The sequence below is a fragment of the Pseudohongiella sp. SYSU M77423 genome, from assembly GCF_029911965.1.
In the GTDB taxonomy this organism is placed as follows: domain Bacteria; phylum Pseudomonadota; class Gammaproteobacteria; order Pseudomonadales; family Pseudohongiellaceae; genus Pseudohongiella.
The window spans coordinates 320,775-335,286 of record NZ_JARYTH010000005.1 but is presented as its reverse complement, the minus strand read 5'-3'; the positions used below and the strand labels follow the sequence as shown (position 1 = coordinate 335,286).

Genomic DNA, 14,512 nt, shown 5'->3' with positions numbered 1-14,512 from the left:
GAACTCAGAAGTGAAACCGCTCAGCGCCGATGGTAGTGTGGGGCCTCCCCATGTGAGAGTAGGACATCGTCAGGCATTAAAATCAAAAAGGGTCACCCCGTCTGGGGTGACCCTTTTTTTATTTTAAGCTTTGCTGAATAGGCTGCTCTCACATGGGGTTCCCCATGTGGAGTAGGGTGAGCCACGATGCCCAAAGGGCAAAGCAAGCACTGCTTGCTTAGTGAGCGAACGACCCGCATCTGTGATGCGGGGCCGGGCCATCGTCAGGCATGCTGCGAGCTGCTGGCATTTAGTGATTCGGCCCATCCATGGGCCTCACCCCTGCGGGGCGCCGTGAGCGGCGTCCAAAACGGCAGTCCTGCCGTTTTGTCAGGCATTAAAATCAAAAAGGGTCACCCCGTCTGGGGTGACCCTTTTTTTATTTTAGGTGTCCCGTCCTGAAATAGGTTTACACCTAGAGGATCTATTATGGACAGGCCACGAACTACGTACCGCAAACGCACTCAACGTGATTACACGCTGGGCTTTAAATTGCAGGTAGTTTCTGCGGTTGAAAAAGGCGATATGACCTATACGCAAGCCCAGAACATCTATGGTATCCAGGGCCGATCGACAGTGCTGACCTGGCTGAGAAAGCACGGTAAGATGGACTGGTCGCAGCCAACTCTTCACATTATGTCTACATCACCCAAAGCCAAAGAGTCACCCGCCCAGAAGATTAAGCGCTTGGAGAAAGAGCTTGATGATGAGCGAGCCAGAAACCTGCTGTTGAACGAAGTGGTGGATATTCTGGATGCTGAGCACGGGGCAGGATTGAGAAAAAAGCTTATTGCCAAGGAGCTAGAAGCCTCCAACAGCAAGGTAAAGTAAGCCTGAGTCAATCGAGCAGGCTTCTTGGCATTAGTCGTCAAGCAATTTATCAAAGTGAGCAACGCCAGAAGCGGCGGGCATCAGAACGGGTTCCAGTGACAAACATGGTCATGGAGCTACGAAGGTTTATGCCCCGCGTGGGCACTCGCAAGCTTTACCAATTGATCAAACCTCAACTGCTCGAGTTAGGGATAAAGCTGGGTAGAGACGGATTGTTTACCCATCTGCGAGATCAGCAAATGCTGGTGAAACCTCGTAAAAGCTATATCAAAACGACAGATAGCAAACACTGGATGAAGAAATACCCAAATCTGTTGAAGGGACTTGAGATTGATAAACCCGAACAGGTCTTGGTAAGCGATATTACCTACGTTGAAAGTGATGAAGGTGTTCATTACCTCTCGCTGGTCACTGATGCGAGTAGCCGCAAAATAATGGGGCATGAGCTGAGTCGGGATATGAAGGCAGAGAATGTTGTAAAAGCCCTTCATCAGGCAGCACGGGCGTGTCACCACACCGAATCGGTAATTCACCACTCTGATAGAGGCGTGCAGTATTGTTCATCGCTGTACCAGGGGGCGCTGAAGCTAAACAGGATGGTGCCGTCGATGACAGATGGCTATGATTGTTATCAGAATGCGCTGGCGGAGAGAGTCAATGGAATATTGAAACAGGAGTTTCTTCTGTATCGCTGTAAAACCTTCGCGGAGCTGAAGGTTTTAATTGGTGAATCGATAATGATCTACAACCAAATGAGGCCGCATCTAAGCCTCGGCATGAAGACGCCGGAAGAGGTGCATAGCAAAGCGGCTGCCTAGGGCAGCCGCTTTAAACTAAAAACCGTCAACTTATTCTAGGACGGGACAAGGCGTTGCTGAATAGGCTGCTCTCACATGGGGTTCCCCATGTGGAGTAGGGTGAGCCACGATGCCCAAAGGGCAAAGCAAGCAGTGCTTGCTTAGTGAAGCGAACGACCCGCATCTGTGATGCGGGGCCGGGCCATCGTCAGGCATGCTGCGAGCTGCTGGCATTTAGTGATTCGGCCCATCCCTGGGCCTCACCCCTGCGGGGCGCCGTGAACGGCGTCCAAAACGGCAGTCCTGCCGTTTTGTCAGGCATTAAAATCAAAAAGGGTCACCCCATCTGGGGTGACCCTTTTTTTATTGCGCTCGCTTTTAGCTCTGGCCTTTCTTGACACAGGCTATGACGCTTGAGACAGTCCTGATTCCTGCTCCGTCGATCTGATGACTGCCCGCCAGGCCGTCTGAGTGCACTGATCCCGGAAAGACGCGTACACAAAAACAATTGGAGACAAGTCTCATGCGTGTTGCCTTTACTCTATCAGCTCTGGCCTTTCTGATCGTAGGTGCAGCCACAGCTGCTCTTGCTCAGACTCAACCACCAGCTTCGCCTCCAGAACACTGGGGCCCAGTTTCGATCGATCTCAATGAAGTCGACTATCCCCATCCCGTTCAATATCTGGAAAGAGAGCTTGAGGGCGAGCGTGTTCGGATTGCATACATGGATGTCATGCCAACCGGCCCGGCAAATGGCCGCACTGTCTACCTGACTCATGGAATGAGCTACTACGGCTGGTATTGGGGCGAAACAATAGCAGCACTGGCAGATGAAGGGTATCGAGTCATTGCCGAAGACAGACTTGGTTGGGGCAAGTCATCAAAACCACTGATTCCTTATAGTTGGCATCTGCACGCAGAGAACATGGCCGCTGTCATGGATCACCTGGGCATTGAGCAGGCGGCAGTGATAGGGCACTCAATGGGTGGACAGATGGTTTCTCGCTTCGCGCGTTTATATCCAGAACGCACAACGCACCTGGTAATGGTAAACCCCATCGGTTTGTCCGGTAGGAGCGGTCCGGCCCCGATGTCACCGGTGACAGGGGACGTACTTGCGCCTGACCACACACCAGAAACAGATCGCCAAGCCGTTTATGAACGTCATCTGCGTACTGAAACCCGTCGAGTCGTCGAATGGAAGCCAGAATTCCTGGAACATGTCCGTATACGGTTTGGCAATGATATCAGCGAAGGAGGCCCGCTCAAGAATGCCATACTGGCAGCCAACCGCACTGGCGACAGCATGGCTGGTGACTGGCCACTCATTAAGGCCAGGGCTCTGGTGATAGGGGGGGAGGAAGATGGTGCAGGGTTCCCGGAAGCCGTTAGAAATGCGGCGTCTATTCTCCCGAATGGAGAGGCTCACCTGATACCTGGTGTGGGGCATAATCCACACCTTGAAGCACCCGACACGCTGAACCGTGAACTTGTCCGCTTTCTTGCTCGTTAGTCCTGAAAGACGCGCGCTGGAATTTTGGTATTGCTCTCGTACCGAAGCACAATCTGGCGCACGCTAAGCATTTCCAATCCGACGCGAGTCGAATTAATCTTTGTTGATAAAGATCGGGTGGCTTGATTGTCGTAGAATCGTGCTGCAGTCACTCACAGGGAAATAGCTCACACATGGCAAAAAACACTGATAAATCGATACCCGTAAAGCTTTCCAGTAGCGTTGATGTTAGCACGGCTGCGTCAGTTTATCGCAAGCTAGGGCGTGTCCACATGCCCGACATCCTGAGTTCGCAGAGTGTCAAACAGCTTGTCGAAAGTTTGAGTCAGGATATTCCCTGGAAACTGCACTTCAACAGCAGTGGCAATGTCTATGACCTGGAGCCTGCGCAGTTTGAAGCCCTGCCTGACTCAGGTAAAAAGTCACTGACTGACGCAATTCATGCAAATGCCAGAAGCAACTTTCAGTACCTGTTCGAGAACTTTCCAGTGTCTGACATGTATGAGTCAGGATACTTTAAACAACACTACGTGATGCGCGTTTATGAATTTCTCAACTCAGAGCGGTTTCTTTCCTTTGCGCGGGAGCTTACCGGAAATGCTGACATCAGGCTGGTAGACGCCCAACTGACCCGATATCAGCCGGGGCACTTTCTGACTTGCCATGATGATCATGTTCCGGGCAAAAATCGCGTTGCGGCCTACGTACTGGGATTAACAGACAACTGGCGCCCTGATTGGGGCGGGGCTTTGAATTTCGTGGATGGGGACGGACATATTGCAGAGGGGTACATGCCCCGACTGAATGCCTTGAACGTATTCAAGGTGCCACAATTGCATTCAGTCGGGTGTGTCGCGCCATTTGCAGGCTCGCCTCGAATCAGTGTCAGCGGGTGGTTTCGAACCTGAGCTGCTTGGGCTCAACGCAGTGCGATTCGCACGTCACCTACCCCGACATCTGCACTCAGATCCATGTCACCGTCGCCGGAGCCACTGGTATCGCTGCTGACGAGCACGCGCTGACTCTCAGTGTCAGATGCTCCTCTTACCCGAGTATCACCGACGCCGGCGCTGGCGGTGATGCGACCAGTTGATGCTCGTGAGGTCTCGATATCAATCGTGCCAACACCCACCTGAATATCGAACTCGCTGTTTATGTCGACAATTTCTACGGTACCGACGGCAAGTTCAATCGAAATGCGATCGAGATCCGGGATGCGAATTACCCAGTCTGCGGACACGTCGTCGGCGTCCAGTCCAAGGTTCAGCTCGCCCGCGTGGATACGGCTTTCTATATCTATCTTGCTCAAATCAGGTTCGTCGTCAAACCAGCTCAGGCTCCAGCGGCCATCTTCGGCTTTGATGACGACTTCGACTTCGATAGATCCCGAGTCAGAATGTTCGATCAGCAAGGTTCCCACATTGGTGTCGATGTCCAGTCGATCAATCTCGTCGCTGTCGAACGTGTGGCGGCGAACTTCATCGGCGCATGCCACACTTATGGAAAATGCCAATAATAAAACAGTGCCCAAAGTTTTTACGTTGATCATCCCTTACTCCTGCCCAGTAGTTACTTTTTGTATTGGTTACGCAAGTAATTGCGCGTTGCAATAGGAATAGCAATAGTTGTGCCAATCAAAAATATTCTTTATTAACAACAGGATGGAAAGTTGTGCTCAGTCTGGTATTGGCGGGATTGACTAAAAATGTGTGGCATTCAGTAAAAAAAAGGGGAGGCCTTTTACTGGGCCTCCCCCTTTTCATTCAACTGCACCTAAGGGGCGCAGCAGGAAGTTTTACTGACGGACGTAGCGCTTGATGCCGCCGACTGGGCCAACTTCTGCACCGTAGATCACACCATTGCGGTCTACAGTTACACCTTCAGCCGTACAGGTACCACGGCAATCAGGTTGCGGATCCGGGATCAGATAATGAACTTCACCGGTACGTGCGCTGCCGACACGGATACCACGAGTCCAGTGTCCCCACTGTGGCGCAACTGAGCCTGACTCGGAGTCTGCGGCGTACAGTACGTCATTCTCGTCGATGAACAGGCCACTGTTGCGGCTGAACTGGTACCAGGTGTCCAGCAATTCACCATCCTGTGTATAGATCTGAATGCGGTTATTGCTGCGATCAGAGATAAACAGGCGGCCCTGCGAGTCCAGTGCCAGCGCGTGGGGCTGCATGAAGTTCTCGGGGCCTGTGCCGTAGGAACCCCAGGTCATGACCAGATCACCGGAAGGGCTGAATTTCAGAATACGCGCCGTTGAGCCTTCCGCGTTAGAGTGCCCTTCGGCCACAAAAATATGGCCATCTGGAGCTACCAGCACATCATTGGGCTGGAACAGATAGTTAGGGTCACGGCCACCACCGGGCATGCCCAGAGTCATCAGGTGATGACCATCAGGGCTGAATTTGTGTACCTGGTGACCGTAGACTTCAGTTTCTTCTACACCGTCGCCGCGGTTGTCGCGCGCATCAGTTACCCAGACGTTGCCCTGTGGATCAACCTCGATACCGTGAGGCCATGTGATCATGCCGGCGCCAAAACTGGTAACCATGTTGCCATCGGCGTCGAACTTCATGACTGGATCCAGATTTGAGTTCTGGACACAAGCGCCAACGTTGCCGCTGCAGCGTTCTGCGACCCAGATGCTTTCACCATCAACATCGATGTGAACGGCACTGGTTGAACCCCATTCGCGACCAGCAGGAAGCTTCAGATAGTTTTCCACGGTCTGGTAGGGGTTTGGCAGGTCATTGACTGGATCCATATCCGGATTGCTGTAGTCGGTCTGCGCGCTGGCAGCGATGGACATGGCGCCGAATGCTGCTGTAATGGTCAGCAGGACGGCCTTCAATGGCTTATTGCTATTGCTCTGACTGATGTATGACATGTGTGGAGTGATCTCCCTTCTGATAACTGTTATGGGGCCGATCAGCATAAACTACCTGTTACGCTAACTCAATGATTACCGGACGTTACCGGTTCCTCCTGAGGCCAGATCTGACTGGGCTGCAGTGGCTGCTGGTAAACGCGAGTGGCATCAAAGTTCGTCTTGTCGATGCCATAGACCTCGAACAGGGTCTCCAGGCCTGTGGCAGGCTGATCTGTTGCGCTGTTAGAGTTCAGGCTGGTAAGCCGGCCAGGGTCAGTTACGACGGCGGCGGCATGCATAAGGCCAGCATCACGGGTCCCTGTAACCAGCAGAAACTGATTGCCACTGGCGGCGGGCCATGAGGACACCAGGCCCAGATCCCTGAAGGGCTCGCCCTGTTCTGGCAGACCAGCTGTGCTCCGGTGCAGGCGTCCGGTACTCTTTTCATACAACTCGTCGAAGGTATCGCCAGGTAAAAGGCCAGATGCCGTGAAGTAAAGATTGTTAAGTTTGTCCATGGCGCTGATGTAGCCGATATATATGATGTGGTTGTTGCGCAGATCTGCGGTGGTGACGCGCGACATCATCTTGATTTGATGGCGCTTGCCCGACGCCTGAACAACGGGGCCTATATTCAACAGGGCTGAGGCGCTGCCTTCTGGCATGTAGGTCATGTCGAGGTCGCGGAAGTAACTCTGAAGCTTACTGTTCTGCATGAACAGGGTGACCAGATCCTCGCGCGAGTTGATGTAGAAATCCCGCACCATGCGTGCAATGCGACCCTGCTCGTCCAGCTCACCAAAGATATAGTAGTCGCCCATAATGACGAGAATTGGGATCTCATCATCCATCATGGCCGCCCAGGGTTTGGAGCCCAGCACGGCAGTGACAGAATCAGAGGCAGACGGCCGGGTTCTATCCAGCCATTGCCAGACATTCGCCAGCAGCAATGCAACAACCAGGAGTCCCCAGGCAAGGTTTATGGCAGTCAGTCTGCGTTTGTGAACTGGCTGAGGCAGGCCGTCAGCCACTGCCCCGTGGTCATCTGGTTGGCTGGTGGTTACTACCATGTATTGTCCTTTAGGGATGCGCAGTTTAGGGTCTGCATCGGGGGCAATGGTCAGGTAGTATTTTTCGAGTCGAGTTCGCAGTTTATGAATATAAACGCGCACAACCGAGTCCCGGGCTACATCGAAGCTGCCATCCCTGCCGAGCACGTCGACGGCAATGTCAAACTCCTTGGGCTGGCGGGAGTTTTCAGAGCAGTCAATAAGGTAATCCAGCAGTTGCGTATAGACTGGAGAGCGCCCGAGTACGCCGCTGGCGACAACTTTGTCGCGGGCCTCTCGCAGGGCTGCTGTTGCTGTGTTGTTGTCGATGCTGCTTGGCATAAATGGGCCGGCTCCAGGTTCCTGGATAGCTGGTTTCTGGACTTGAGAGCCGATATTAAACCGCTGACTACGGTGTATGTCCAATAGCATCAGGAATATCGTATGAATGCTGGAATTTACGCGATGAATGGACTCATTCAATTTAATTCGGTGTGTTAATCTCGCCGTCTGATTTGGATCAATCCGATCGCTGGATTTGCGTGGGTAGCTGCGCTATTCTTCGCGGCACTATATACGGAGCGAACGACCGGTAAACGTGCCGGAGGGTTCACAGTGGGAGGTCAGCAGCATAATGAACGAATTGCTATATCAATTCGCAGAGTGGCTATATGCAACGCCATGGAGCCGTGCGATAGAAGAGTCGTTCTATCTTTATAACTGGATTGAAACGACGCATGTTCTGACAGTCATGCTCAGCCTCGGTATGCTGATTTTCATCGATCTGCGCATGCTCGGATGGGTCATGCCGCAAGTGTCAGCCGTGAAGATTGCCCAGCGTTTGAATACAGCCATGATGATTGGCTTCGTGATTATGTTCATTACCGGCATTCTGCTGTTCTACGCCAAACCAACTTACACCATTCAGAGCATCTGGTTCCGTATCAAGATGGTCCTCCTGCTGGGTGCATTCGTGAATGCTCTGTTATTCCACAAGCGTATGATGTCATCTGCCGGATCATGGGACATGGAACCCAAAGCACCCGCGCATTTGCGCCTTGGTGCGGCTTTGTCGCTGGGTCTGTGGGCTGGAGTTGTAACAACGGGGCGACTGATTGCCTATGACTGGTTTCATTGCTATCGGGACCTGCCAGCAGCGATGGCATGGGCTGCCGGTTGCGTGGCTGACTGAACAATGGGTTCAGCCGCGGTTGCGGAATGAGAGTTAACTGACGCCGACGCATAGCAGTCGGCTTGCGAGAGACAGGAGTACCCGATGGAACTTTTACCACTAGGATTCTTTGAATGGGCCGAGTCATCCTTCCTCGGATATATTGGCAAGACATATGGTGGCATCTACGCGACGCTGGGTCAGTCCGTGCATCTGATCTCGCTGGCTGTGCTGGGCGGGGCAGTGCTGGTCAGTGATTTTCGACTGTTAGGGTGGGTGCTGCGAGATGTGCCATCTGAGGTAGTCGCGGAACAGGCTCACAAATGGTTCAAGATTGCCCTGTTCACGATCATTGCCAGTGGTGTGTTCATGGCTGCGGCGATCGCTATCAAGCTGTATTACAACGCCGCCTATTGGGCGAAGATGTATGCACTGATCGCTGGTGTGTTGTTTGTATTTCTGGTGCGCCGTCCGCTTCTTAGAGGTGACCACTCACAGATCAATCCCTGGGTGCTCAAGCTCGTGGCTGTCGCGTCCATTCTGGTTTGGGTCAGCGTTGCAGCAACAGGCCGCTGGATCGGTTTTTCCTGATTGCGGCATTTCGGAAAAGAATTGGGAGTAAAGTTATGACAGAGCCAGCAAAGCTGAGCACAATTGAAAAGATTGCAGTCGCCAGTTCCGTGTTTATTATCGGTGCCGGTATTGTCTATTGGGGGCTTCAGGTTCAGAACGTCATGGAGCTGCTGGAGATGGCATACGGCTAGGTAACAGACGGGCAAAACCCTTGAGGTAAAAGCTGCAGGGGTAAAAAGCGGCGATCAATTGGGTATTTTCCAATGATCGCCGCTTTTGTTTTTATAGTATTTTCAGGTTTAAAAGATTCCCAGCTCCATCAGGAAGTAGTCGTCCATAAACAGTTCCGATACCAGTCGGTCCAGACCTTTGCCGATGGCTGCGCTGATGTCATCGCCTTCCGAGTCCACCCGGCTAAAGACGGAGGCCTGCCAGGCATTGCGGCCCTGGTTGTTCAGGCTGAGCTGGCAGCGAATCAGTACCTGCAGACCATCCGCAGTTTCTTCAATCTGCATTTCCAGCAGTTCACCCTGCAGCCGCAGATTGCCTTCATCTTCTGTCAGATTGGCTTCTGAGGCGGCAAGTGCCTGATTGAATGTCTGTTGGATCAATGCTGCAGGCGTCTGTTCGGACAGCGTTACATTATCCTGGCCGGGGCGAGCTATGTCTTGCTTGTCTGCAATGTCGCGGGCATCAGTGAACTCGCTGACGCTAATCGGGCCGCCGAACATGGACGCCAGGCTGACACCCGTGTCGCCTTTATATTGATAATCAACGGTAACTTCTTCGCCTGCCAGCGCCTGACATGCCAGCAGCATGGCGCCAGTCACAGTAAGCGCGCATAAAGTACGTAACTTCACAGTAAAACTCCCTCACTTCTCAAGATGGCTGTAGTGCAACTTGTTGTTGGTTTTAAACCAGTGTAATCAGTTGGATGGCTAAGATAAAGCACATTGGCGAACCTGACCTGACAAACAAAAGGGCCGCGGCGGTGAAGCGCGCGGCCCTTGTGAGTGCTCTTAAGTCGTTCAAGCTTACCTGGCTGACAGAGTCTGTCTTCCGGGCAGCTGTCTCAGACTTACAGAGTACCTTCTGGCCATGGCACACCCTGGTGGCCTGATGGTACAGACTTCATGCCTTTGAAGACGAACTTCTGAATACGCTTGCCTTCGTAGGTTTCAGTTGTATAGAGGTTGTTCTGCGAGTCAGTCGCGATGCTGTGTGGCGCATAGAACTGGCCAGGCTGACGGCCACCGCCACCAAAGCTGATCAGTACTTCCAGCGACTCACGGTCAATCACGTAGATTTTGAAGTTCTGGCCATCAGCCAGGTAGATGTACTTCTGCTCTGGATCGTTCGAGAAATCGATGTCCCAGGTAGAGCCCTGAGCCAGTGTCTCTGGAGCGATGTAAACTTCGCGAACATAAGTGCCGTCTTCGCGGAACACCTGGATGCGGTCAGAACCACGGTCACACACGTAGACCAGTCCGTCGTTCGACGGGATGGCGCAGTGAACCGGGCCACGGAACTGCTGCGGACGATCGCCGGGAGCGTAGTCAACACGGACGTCTTCCGGACGGTTGCCGTAGGCACCCCAGTAGCGCTTGAATGCGCCGGTGTTCAGGTCGATAACAGCAACCCGCTTGTGACGATAACCGTCAGCGAGGTAAACCTCGTTCGCTTCACCGTCGATCTCGATCTCAGCAACCTGGCCGAAGAATTCAGTGCTGTTGCTGTCTGGCTCGCTGCCAGGAATACCATATTCGGCAACGAACTGACCGTCACCAGTGAATACCAGTACGTGCGCGTCGCCGCCGCCATTGCCGCCGATCCAGACATTACCGTTGGGTGCCACTGCGATGCCGTGGTTGGACGCTGGCCAGGTGAATCCGTCACCGGGGCCGCCCCACGCGTTTACCAGGTTGCCTTCGGGGTCAAATTCAAGAATGGGTGGTGCAGGGGTGCAGCATTCGCTGACGCCCATTTTCAAGCCGATTTCGGTGATGCCGCCGAACATGGAGTCCTGATCGCGGTGAACCATGAATACATGGTCACGATCATCCACTTCAACGCCAATAGAGCGGCCAATGATCCAGTTGTTCGGCAGAGGTTTTGGCCAGAACGGGTCCACTTCAAAAGTGGGGGTCTCGACCATCGCGCCGGACTGCGCCACGGCGGGTTCTTCGGTGAGCCATTGGGCTCCCATCGCAGCGACTGCCAGCGTAAGACTTGCGCCAACAGCCAGTTTGATTCTTTTTGTCATTATGTAGCTCCCTCCAGGTTGGTTTCCGGGCATGTTGATCTTGTTGTGCCCAGAGTATACTCAGTAATCAATGCTCAGTATACTCACGTGTCCAAAAAAGTGATCCGCTGTCGTAGCTTGGGCTGAGGTAGATATGCAGAATAATAAGATGAGGGGAGTTCTGGCGGAATTCCTGGGGAGAATGCCGCGATTATTCAGGTGGCACTGGCTGGTGTTGATGGCGCTGATTTGCAGCGCTGGGGCTCAGGCTGATGAAATTCCAAGTCGCGTTGCCGTTCAGGCTTACGTCAAGGCAGAGGGCGACCGGCTCAACCTGCTGATGCGGGTGCCCATGGATGCCCTGCTGGAAGCACAGTTTCCGCTGCGTGGCGAGATAGGCTATGTGATCTTTTCACAGGCCAGGGGCGCCATGGAGGATGCTGCCTACAACCAGCTGTTGCAGTCTATACAGATGTTTGAGGGTGACCGGCTGCTGGAAAATCCGCGTCTGGACGCTGTGCGAATCTCCCTGCCATCCAATCGTAATTTCGTAGATTACCCGACTGCCATGCAGGCGGTTCAATCAGCCCCGCTTGATGACAGTGTCGACCTTTATTATCGCCAGGGCTTCCTGGATGTGCTCGCGTCCTATCCCATTGAGTCTGAGGATTCACGCTTTTCGATCGACGCGCGACTGGGCGGCCTTGGGCTGGAAACTACTACGGTACTGCGCTACGTCCTTGATGACGGTGCTGAGCGCTCATTCAGCTATATAGGCAACCCGGGGCGCGTCTATCTGGATCCGCGCTGGTATCAGGCGACGTTCAACTTCATCGCACTTGGTTTTGACCATATTCTTGAAGGTACAGATCATCTGCTGTTTCTGTTCTGTCTGATCATACCGCTGCGCCGCATCAGAGCGCTGATCCCGGTGGTAACCTCATTCACAATAGCGCATTCGATCACCCTGATAGCATCTGCGCTAGGGTGGGTCCCGTCTGCAATCTGGTTTCCGGCGCTGATTGAGTCGCTGATTGCACTGTCCATTGTGTACATGGCTTTCGAAAACATCATTGGTGTTCGGCAGCAGCATCGCTGGATTGTGACGTTCGGCTTTGGTCTGATCCATGGGTTTGGATTCTCTTTCCTGCTGACAGAGAGCATGCAGTTCGCCGGCTCCCATTTGCTGGCGTCACTGCTGGCTTTCAATATAGGTGTGGAGCTGGGGCAGATCCTGGTGTTGCTGATTGCTGTTCCTGTTGTTCATCTGCTTTTCAAGTATGTATTGCCGGAACGCGCCGGTGTTATTTTGCTGTCAGCAATACTGGCACATTGGGCGTGGCACTGGATGGAGGAGCGCTTTGCCGGCTTCTTCGCCTACCAGCTGAACATGCCTGCGCTTGATCGATATTTCTTTGTGGGTGTATTGCAGTGGCTGGCTCTGCTAGCCCTTTCACTGGCGGTTCTGTGGGCAATGCGGGGCTTTTTCTCGCGCTTCGTGGATGCGGGCGACAAGCAGGAAATGGGTGAGTCACGAATTGTAGGCTAGAGTCGCCTTGGTTGTGTGTCTCAAACGAAACTTGCTATGATTCGGCGCTGCCTCAAGCGCCTGCAAGGTTTGTCTTGATAATAATAAATCGGGAGTTAGTAGTATGAGCGGGATCGGAATTGTATTGTTCGGGATAGCGGGGCTGGCGTTTGGCTGGTTTGTATACTCCCGGTTTATCGCGGAAAAGATCTACCGTCTGGATCCGAATTTCCAGACCCCAGCACACGAGCTCAATGATGGTGTGGACTACGTTCCCACCAACAAATACGTACTGTGGGGTCACCATTTCACGTCAGTTGCTGGAGCGGCGCCCATTGTTGGTCCTGCCATCGCCGTATACTGGGGCTGGGTTCCGGCACTGTTGTGGGTTACCTTCGGCACCATTTTCTTTGCCGGCGTTCATGATATGGGCGCGCTGTGGGCGAGTACACGCAACAAAGGCAAATCAATCGGCGCGCTGTCCGAGAATGTGATCGGCAAGCGCACACGCTCACTGTTCCTGATTGTAATCTTCCTGCTCCTGTTGATGGTCAACGCTGTATTTGGTGTTGTCATTGCTACCGGCTTTGTGAACACCCCCGGATCAGTGTTCCCTGCCTGGATGGCGATTGTGGTAGCACTGATTATTGGCCAGCTGCTACGTCGCAACTACAGCCTGATGCTGCTGACCGCAGTGGGTGTTGTGATTCTTTATCTGTCCATCTGGGCGGGTACCTTCATTGAATGGTCGCTGCCGGAAACCATGTTTGGTCTGACAGCCAGCGCCAACTGGATCATCATTCTGTTTATTTACGCAGCCGTCGCATCAATGCTGCCGGTATGGATGCTGCTGCAGCCGCGCGATTTCATCAACGGTATGCAGCTGATTGTGGGCCTGGCTCTGCTCTACGGTGCAGTATTCCTTTCTATGCCGGAGATGGTGGCGCCCGCGTTCAATTCGCAGGTGGCTGAGGGTACACCGAGCATATTCCCGCTTCTGTTTGTGACCATCGCCTGTGGTGCGATCTCTGGCTTCCACGGAATCGTGGCCTCGGGCACCAGCTCCAAGCAGCTGGACAAAGAGACCGACGCGCGATTCGTTGGTTATCTGGGCGCGATTGGCGAGGGTTCCCTGGCGCTGATCACCATCGTGGCTGTATGTTCTGTGGCTTACGCGGCCAACACTGAACAGTGGCATGCGGTATATACCCAGTTCTCTGATGGTGGGGCGCCCGCATTCGTTGCCGGTGGTGCGGCGTTGATTTCTGGCTCGTGGGGCATATCTGAGAACTTTGCACAGGTGCTTCTCGCAACCATGGTGGCTTTGTTCGCTGGTACGACCATGGACTCGGGTGTGCGACTTCAGCGTTACATCATTCAGGAGTGGGGTGACATTTACGGAATCTCACTGTTCAAGTCTGGTCTGGTGGCCACGGGCGTCGCAGTTCTGGCGTGTTTGCTGCTGGCATTCGGCGCAGGTGGTTCCTCGGGTCAGGGTGGCATGATCATCTGGCCATTGTTTGGTGCAACCAACCAGATTCTGGCAAGCCTGACATTGCTGGTGATCACAGTGATGCTGCTCAAGATGGGTCGCCCTGCTTATTACACGCTGATTCCGATGATCTTTGTCCTGATTACCTCCTTCCTGGCCGGCATGATTCAGCTGGTGCAATTCTACGAGGCTGGTAATTACCTGCTGGTCACGCTCGACTTCATCGTGCTCGTGGTCAGCGTGCTGGTAATGCTTGAAGCAGCCTCGGTAGTCAGCAAGCTACGCAAGGAGCGAGCGCAGCTGGCTGAATAAGCTGCCGCATCGCCGAATCCGGCCCGCCACGCGGGTCGGATTCGAGCGATCGTTACAAATAATTGCAATGTGAATCACTGCATC

13 protein-coding genes are annotated in these 14,512 nt (G+C 53.4%); 8 read left to right on the top strand and 5 right to left on the bottom strand.

The window, feature by feature from the left end; genetic code table 11:
• The first annotated feature begins 468 nt into the window (after positions 1-468).
• The 3 genes from QGM61_RS13085 to QGM61_RS13075 all read left to right on the top strand — a co-directional run bounded on the left by QGM61_RS13085 (position 469) and on the right by QGM61_RS13075 (position 4,088).
• A protein-coding gene (locus tag QGM61_RS13085) for an IS3 family transposase (RefSeq protein WP_411268766.1) occupies positions 469-1,688 on the top strand; the annotation gives its coding sequence in 2 pieces (ribosomal slippage) (positions 469-844 and positions 844-1,688; 1,221 coding nt in all).
• Positions 1,689-2,190: 502 nt separating this feature from the next.
• The gene (locus QGM61_RS13080) at positions 2,191-3,180 is read left to right on the top strand and encodes an alpha/beta fold hydrolase (protein WP_281133219.1); all 990 of its coding nucleotides are present in this window, start codon (positions 2,191-2,193) and stop codon (positions 3,178-3,180) included.
• A gap of 272 nt (positions 3,181-3,452) precedes the next feature.
• On the top strand, positions 3,453-4,088 hold the full coding sequence (locus tag QGM61_RS13075; protein WP_281133218.1) for a 2OG-Fe(II) oxygenase: 636 nt from the start codon (positions 3,453-3,455) through the stop codon (positions 4,086-4,088).
• Positions 4,089-4,099: 11 nt separating this feature from the next.
• Here QGM61_RS13075 and QGM61_RS13070 read toward each other — a convergent pair whose 3' ends face one another.
• From QGM61_RS13070 to QGM61_RS13060, 3 genes are all read right to left on the bottom strand, one after another.
• Entirely contained in the window at positions 4,100-4,729 is a 630-nt protein-coding gene (locus QGM61_RS13070; RefSeq protein WP_281133217.1) for a hypothetical protein, read from the bottom strand.
• Positions 4,730-4,975: 246 nt separating this feature from the next.
• Positions 4,976-6,079 carry a peptidyl-alpha-hydroxyglycine alpha-amidating lyase family protein gene (locus QGM61_RS13065; RefSeq protein ID WP_281133216.1) on the bottom strand — a complete coding sequence of 368 codons (1,104 nt, stop codon included), beginning with the start codon at positions 6,077-6,079 and terminating at the stop codon, positions 4,976-4,978.
• 68 nt (positions 6,080-6,147) lie between these two features.
• Positions 6,148-7,452, bottom strand: a complete 1,305-nt coding sequence (locus QGM61_RS13060) for a hypothetical protein (RefSeq protein WP_281133215.1) — start codon at positions 7,450-7,452, stop codon at positions 6,148-6,150.
• Between the two features lie 292 nt (positions 7,453-7,744).
• On the opposite strand from QGM61_RS13060, the gene QGM61_RS13055 reads away from it, so the two are divergent.
• The 3 genes from QGM61_RS13055 to QGM61_RS13045 all read left to right on the top strand — a co-directional run bounded on the left by QGM61_RS13055 (position 7,745) and on the right by QGM61_RS13045 (position 9,045).
• Positions 7,745-8,302, top strand: coding sequence for a hypothetical protein (locus QGM61_RS13055; protein ID WP_237134990.1), 558 nt, complete (start codon positions 7,745-7,747; stop codon positions 8,300-8,302).
• Between the two features lie 84 nt (positions 8,303-8,386).
• Positions 8,387-8,872 (top strand): DUF6644 family protein, encoded by a 486-nt coding sequence (locus QGM61_RS13050; RefSeq protein ID WP_281133214.1) that lies wholly within the window; start codon positions 8,387-8,389, stop codon positions 8,870-8,872.
• A gap of 35 nt (positions 8,873-8,907) precedes the next feature.
• Complete coding sequence (locus QGM61_RS13045; protein WP_237134988.1) at positions 8,908-9,045, top strand: hypothetical protein; 138 nt, start codon at positions 8,908-8,910, stop codon at positions 9,043-9,045.
• A gap of 108 nt (positions 9,046-9,153) precedes the next feature.
• Here QGM61_RS13045 and QGM61_RS13040 read toward each other — a convergent pair whose 3' ends face one another.
• Complete coding sequence (locus QGM61_RS13040; protein ID WP_237134987.1) at positions 9,154-9,714, bottom strand: hypothetical protein; 561 nt, start codon at positions 9,712-9,714, stop codon at positions 9,154-9,156.
• Between the two features lie 218 nt (positions 9,715-9,932).
• A complete protein-coding gene (locus QGM61_RS13035) occupies positions 9,933-11,117 on the bottom strand; it encodes a hypothetical protein (RefSeq protein WP_237134986.1) in 1,185 nt (394 codons plus the stop codon).
• A gap of 133 nt (positions 11,118-11,250) precedes the next feature.
• On the opposite strand from QGM61_RS13035, the gene QGM61_RS13030 reads away from it, so the two are divergent.
• On the top strand, positions 11,251-12,645 hold the full coding sequence (locus tag QGM61_RS13030) for a HupE/UreJ family protein (RefSeq protein WP_281133213.1): 1,395 nt from the start codon (positions 11,251-11,253) through the stop codon (positions 12,643-12,645).
• Between the two features lie 103 nt (positions 12,646-12,748).
• Positions 12,749-14,428, top strand: coding sequence for a carbon starvation protein A (locus tag QGM61_RS13025; protein ID WP_237134984.1), 1,680 nt, complete (start codon positions 12,749-12,751; stop codon positions 14,426-14,428).
• Positions 14,429-14,512 lie beyond the last annotated feature (84 nt).

Bases quoted from the DNA above. Each gene is read 5' to 3' on its own strand.
- QGM61_RS13025 (WP_237134984.1), top strand. From the start codon at position 12,749: ATGAGCGGGATCGGAATTGTATTGTTCGGGATAGCGGGGCTGGCGTTT.
- QGM61_RS13075 (WP_281133218.1), top strand. From the start codon at position 3,453: ATGCCCGACATCCTGAGTTCGCAGAGTGTCAAACAGCTTGTCGAAAGT.
- QGM61_RS13045 (WP_237134988.1), top strand. From the start codon at position 8,908: ATGACAGAGCCAGCAAAGCTGAGCACAATTGAAAAGATTGCAGTCGCC.
- QGM61_RS13035 (WP_237134986.1), bottom strand. From the start codon at position 11,117: ATGACAAAAAGAATCAAACTGGCTGTTGGCGCAAGTCTTACGCTGGCA.
- QGM61_RS13065 (WP_281133216.1), bottom strand. From the start codon at position 6,079: ATGTCATACATCAGTCAGAGCAATAGCAATAAGCCATTGAAGGCCGTC.
- QGM61_RS13060 (WP_281133215.1), bottom strand. From the start codon at position 7,452: ATGCCAAGCAGCATCGACAACAACACAGCAACAGCAGCCCTGCGAGAG.
- QGM61_RS13080 (WP_281133219.1), top strand. From the start codon at position 2,191: ATGCGTGTTGCCTTTACTCTATCAGCTCTGGCCTTTCTGATCGTAGGT.
- QGM61_RS13055 (WP_237134990.1), top strand. From the start codon at position 7,745: ATGAACGAATTGCTATATCAATTCGCAGAGTGGCTATATGCAACGCCA.
- QGM61_RS13030 (WP_281133213.1), top strand. From the start codon at position 11,251: ATGCAGAATAATAAGATGAGGGGAGTTCTGGCGGAATTCCTGGGGAGA.
- QGM61_RS13070 (WP_281133217.1), bottom strand. From the start codon at position 4,729: ATGATCAACGTAAAAACTTTGGGCACTGTTTTATTATTGGCATTTTCC.
- QGM61_RS13050 (WP_281133214.1), top strand. From the start codon at position 8,387: ATGGAACTTTTACCACTAGGATTCTTTGAATGGGCCGAGTCATCCTTC.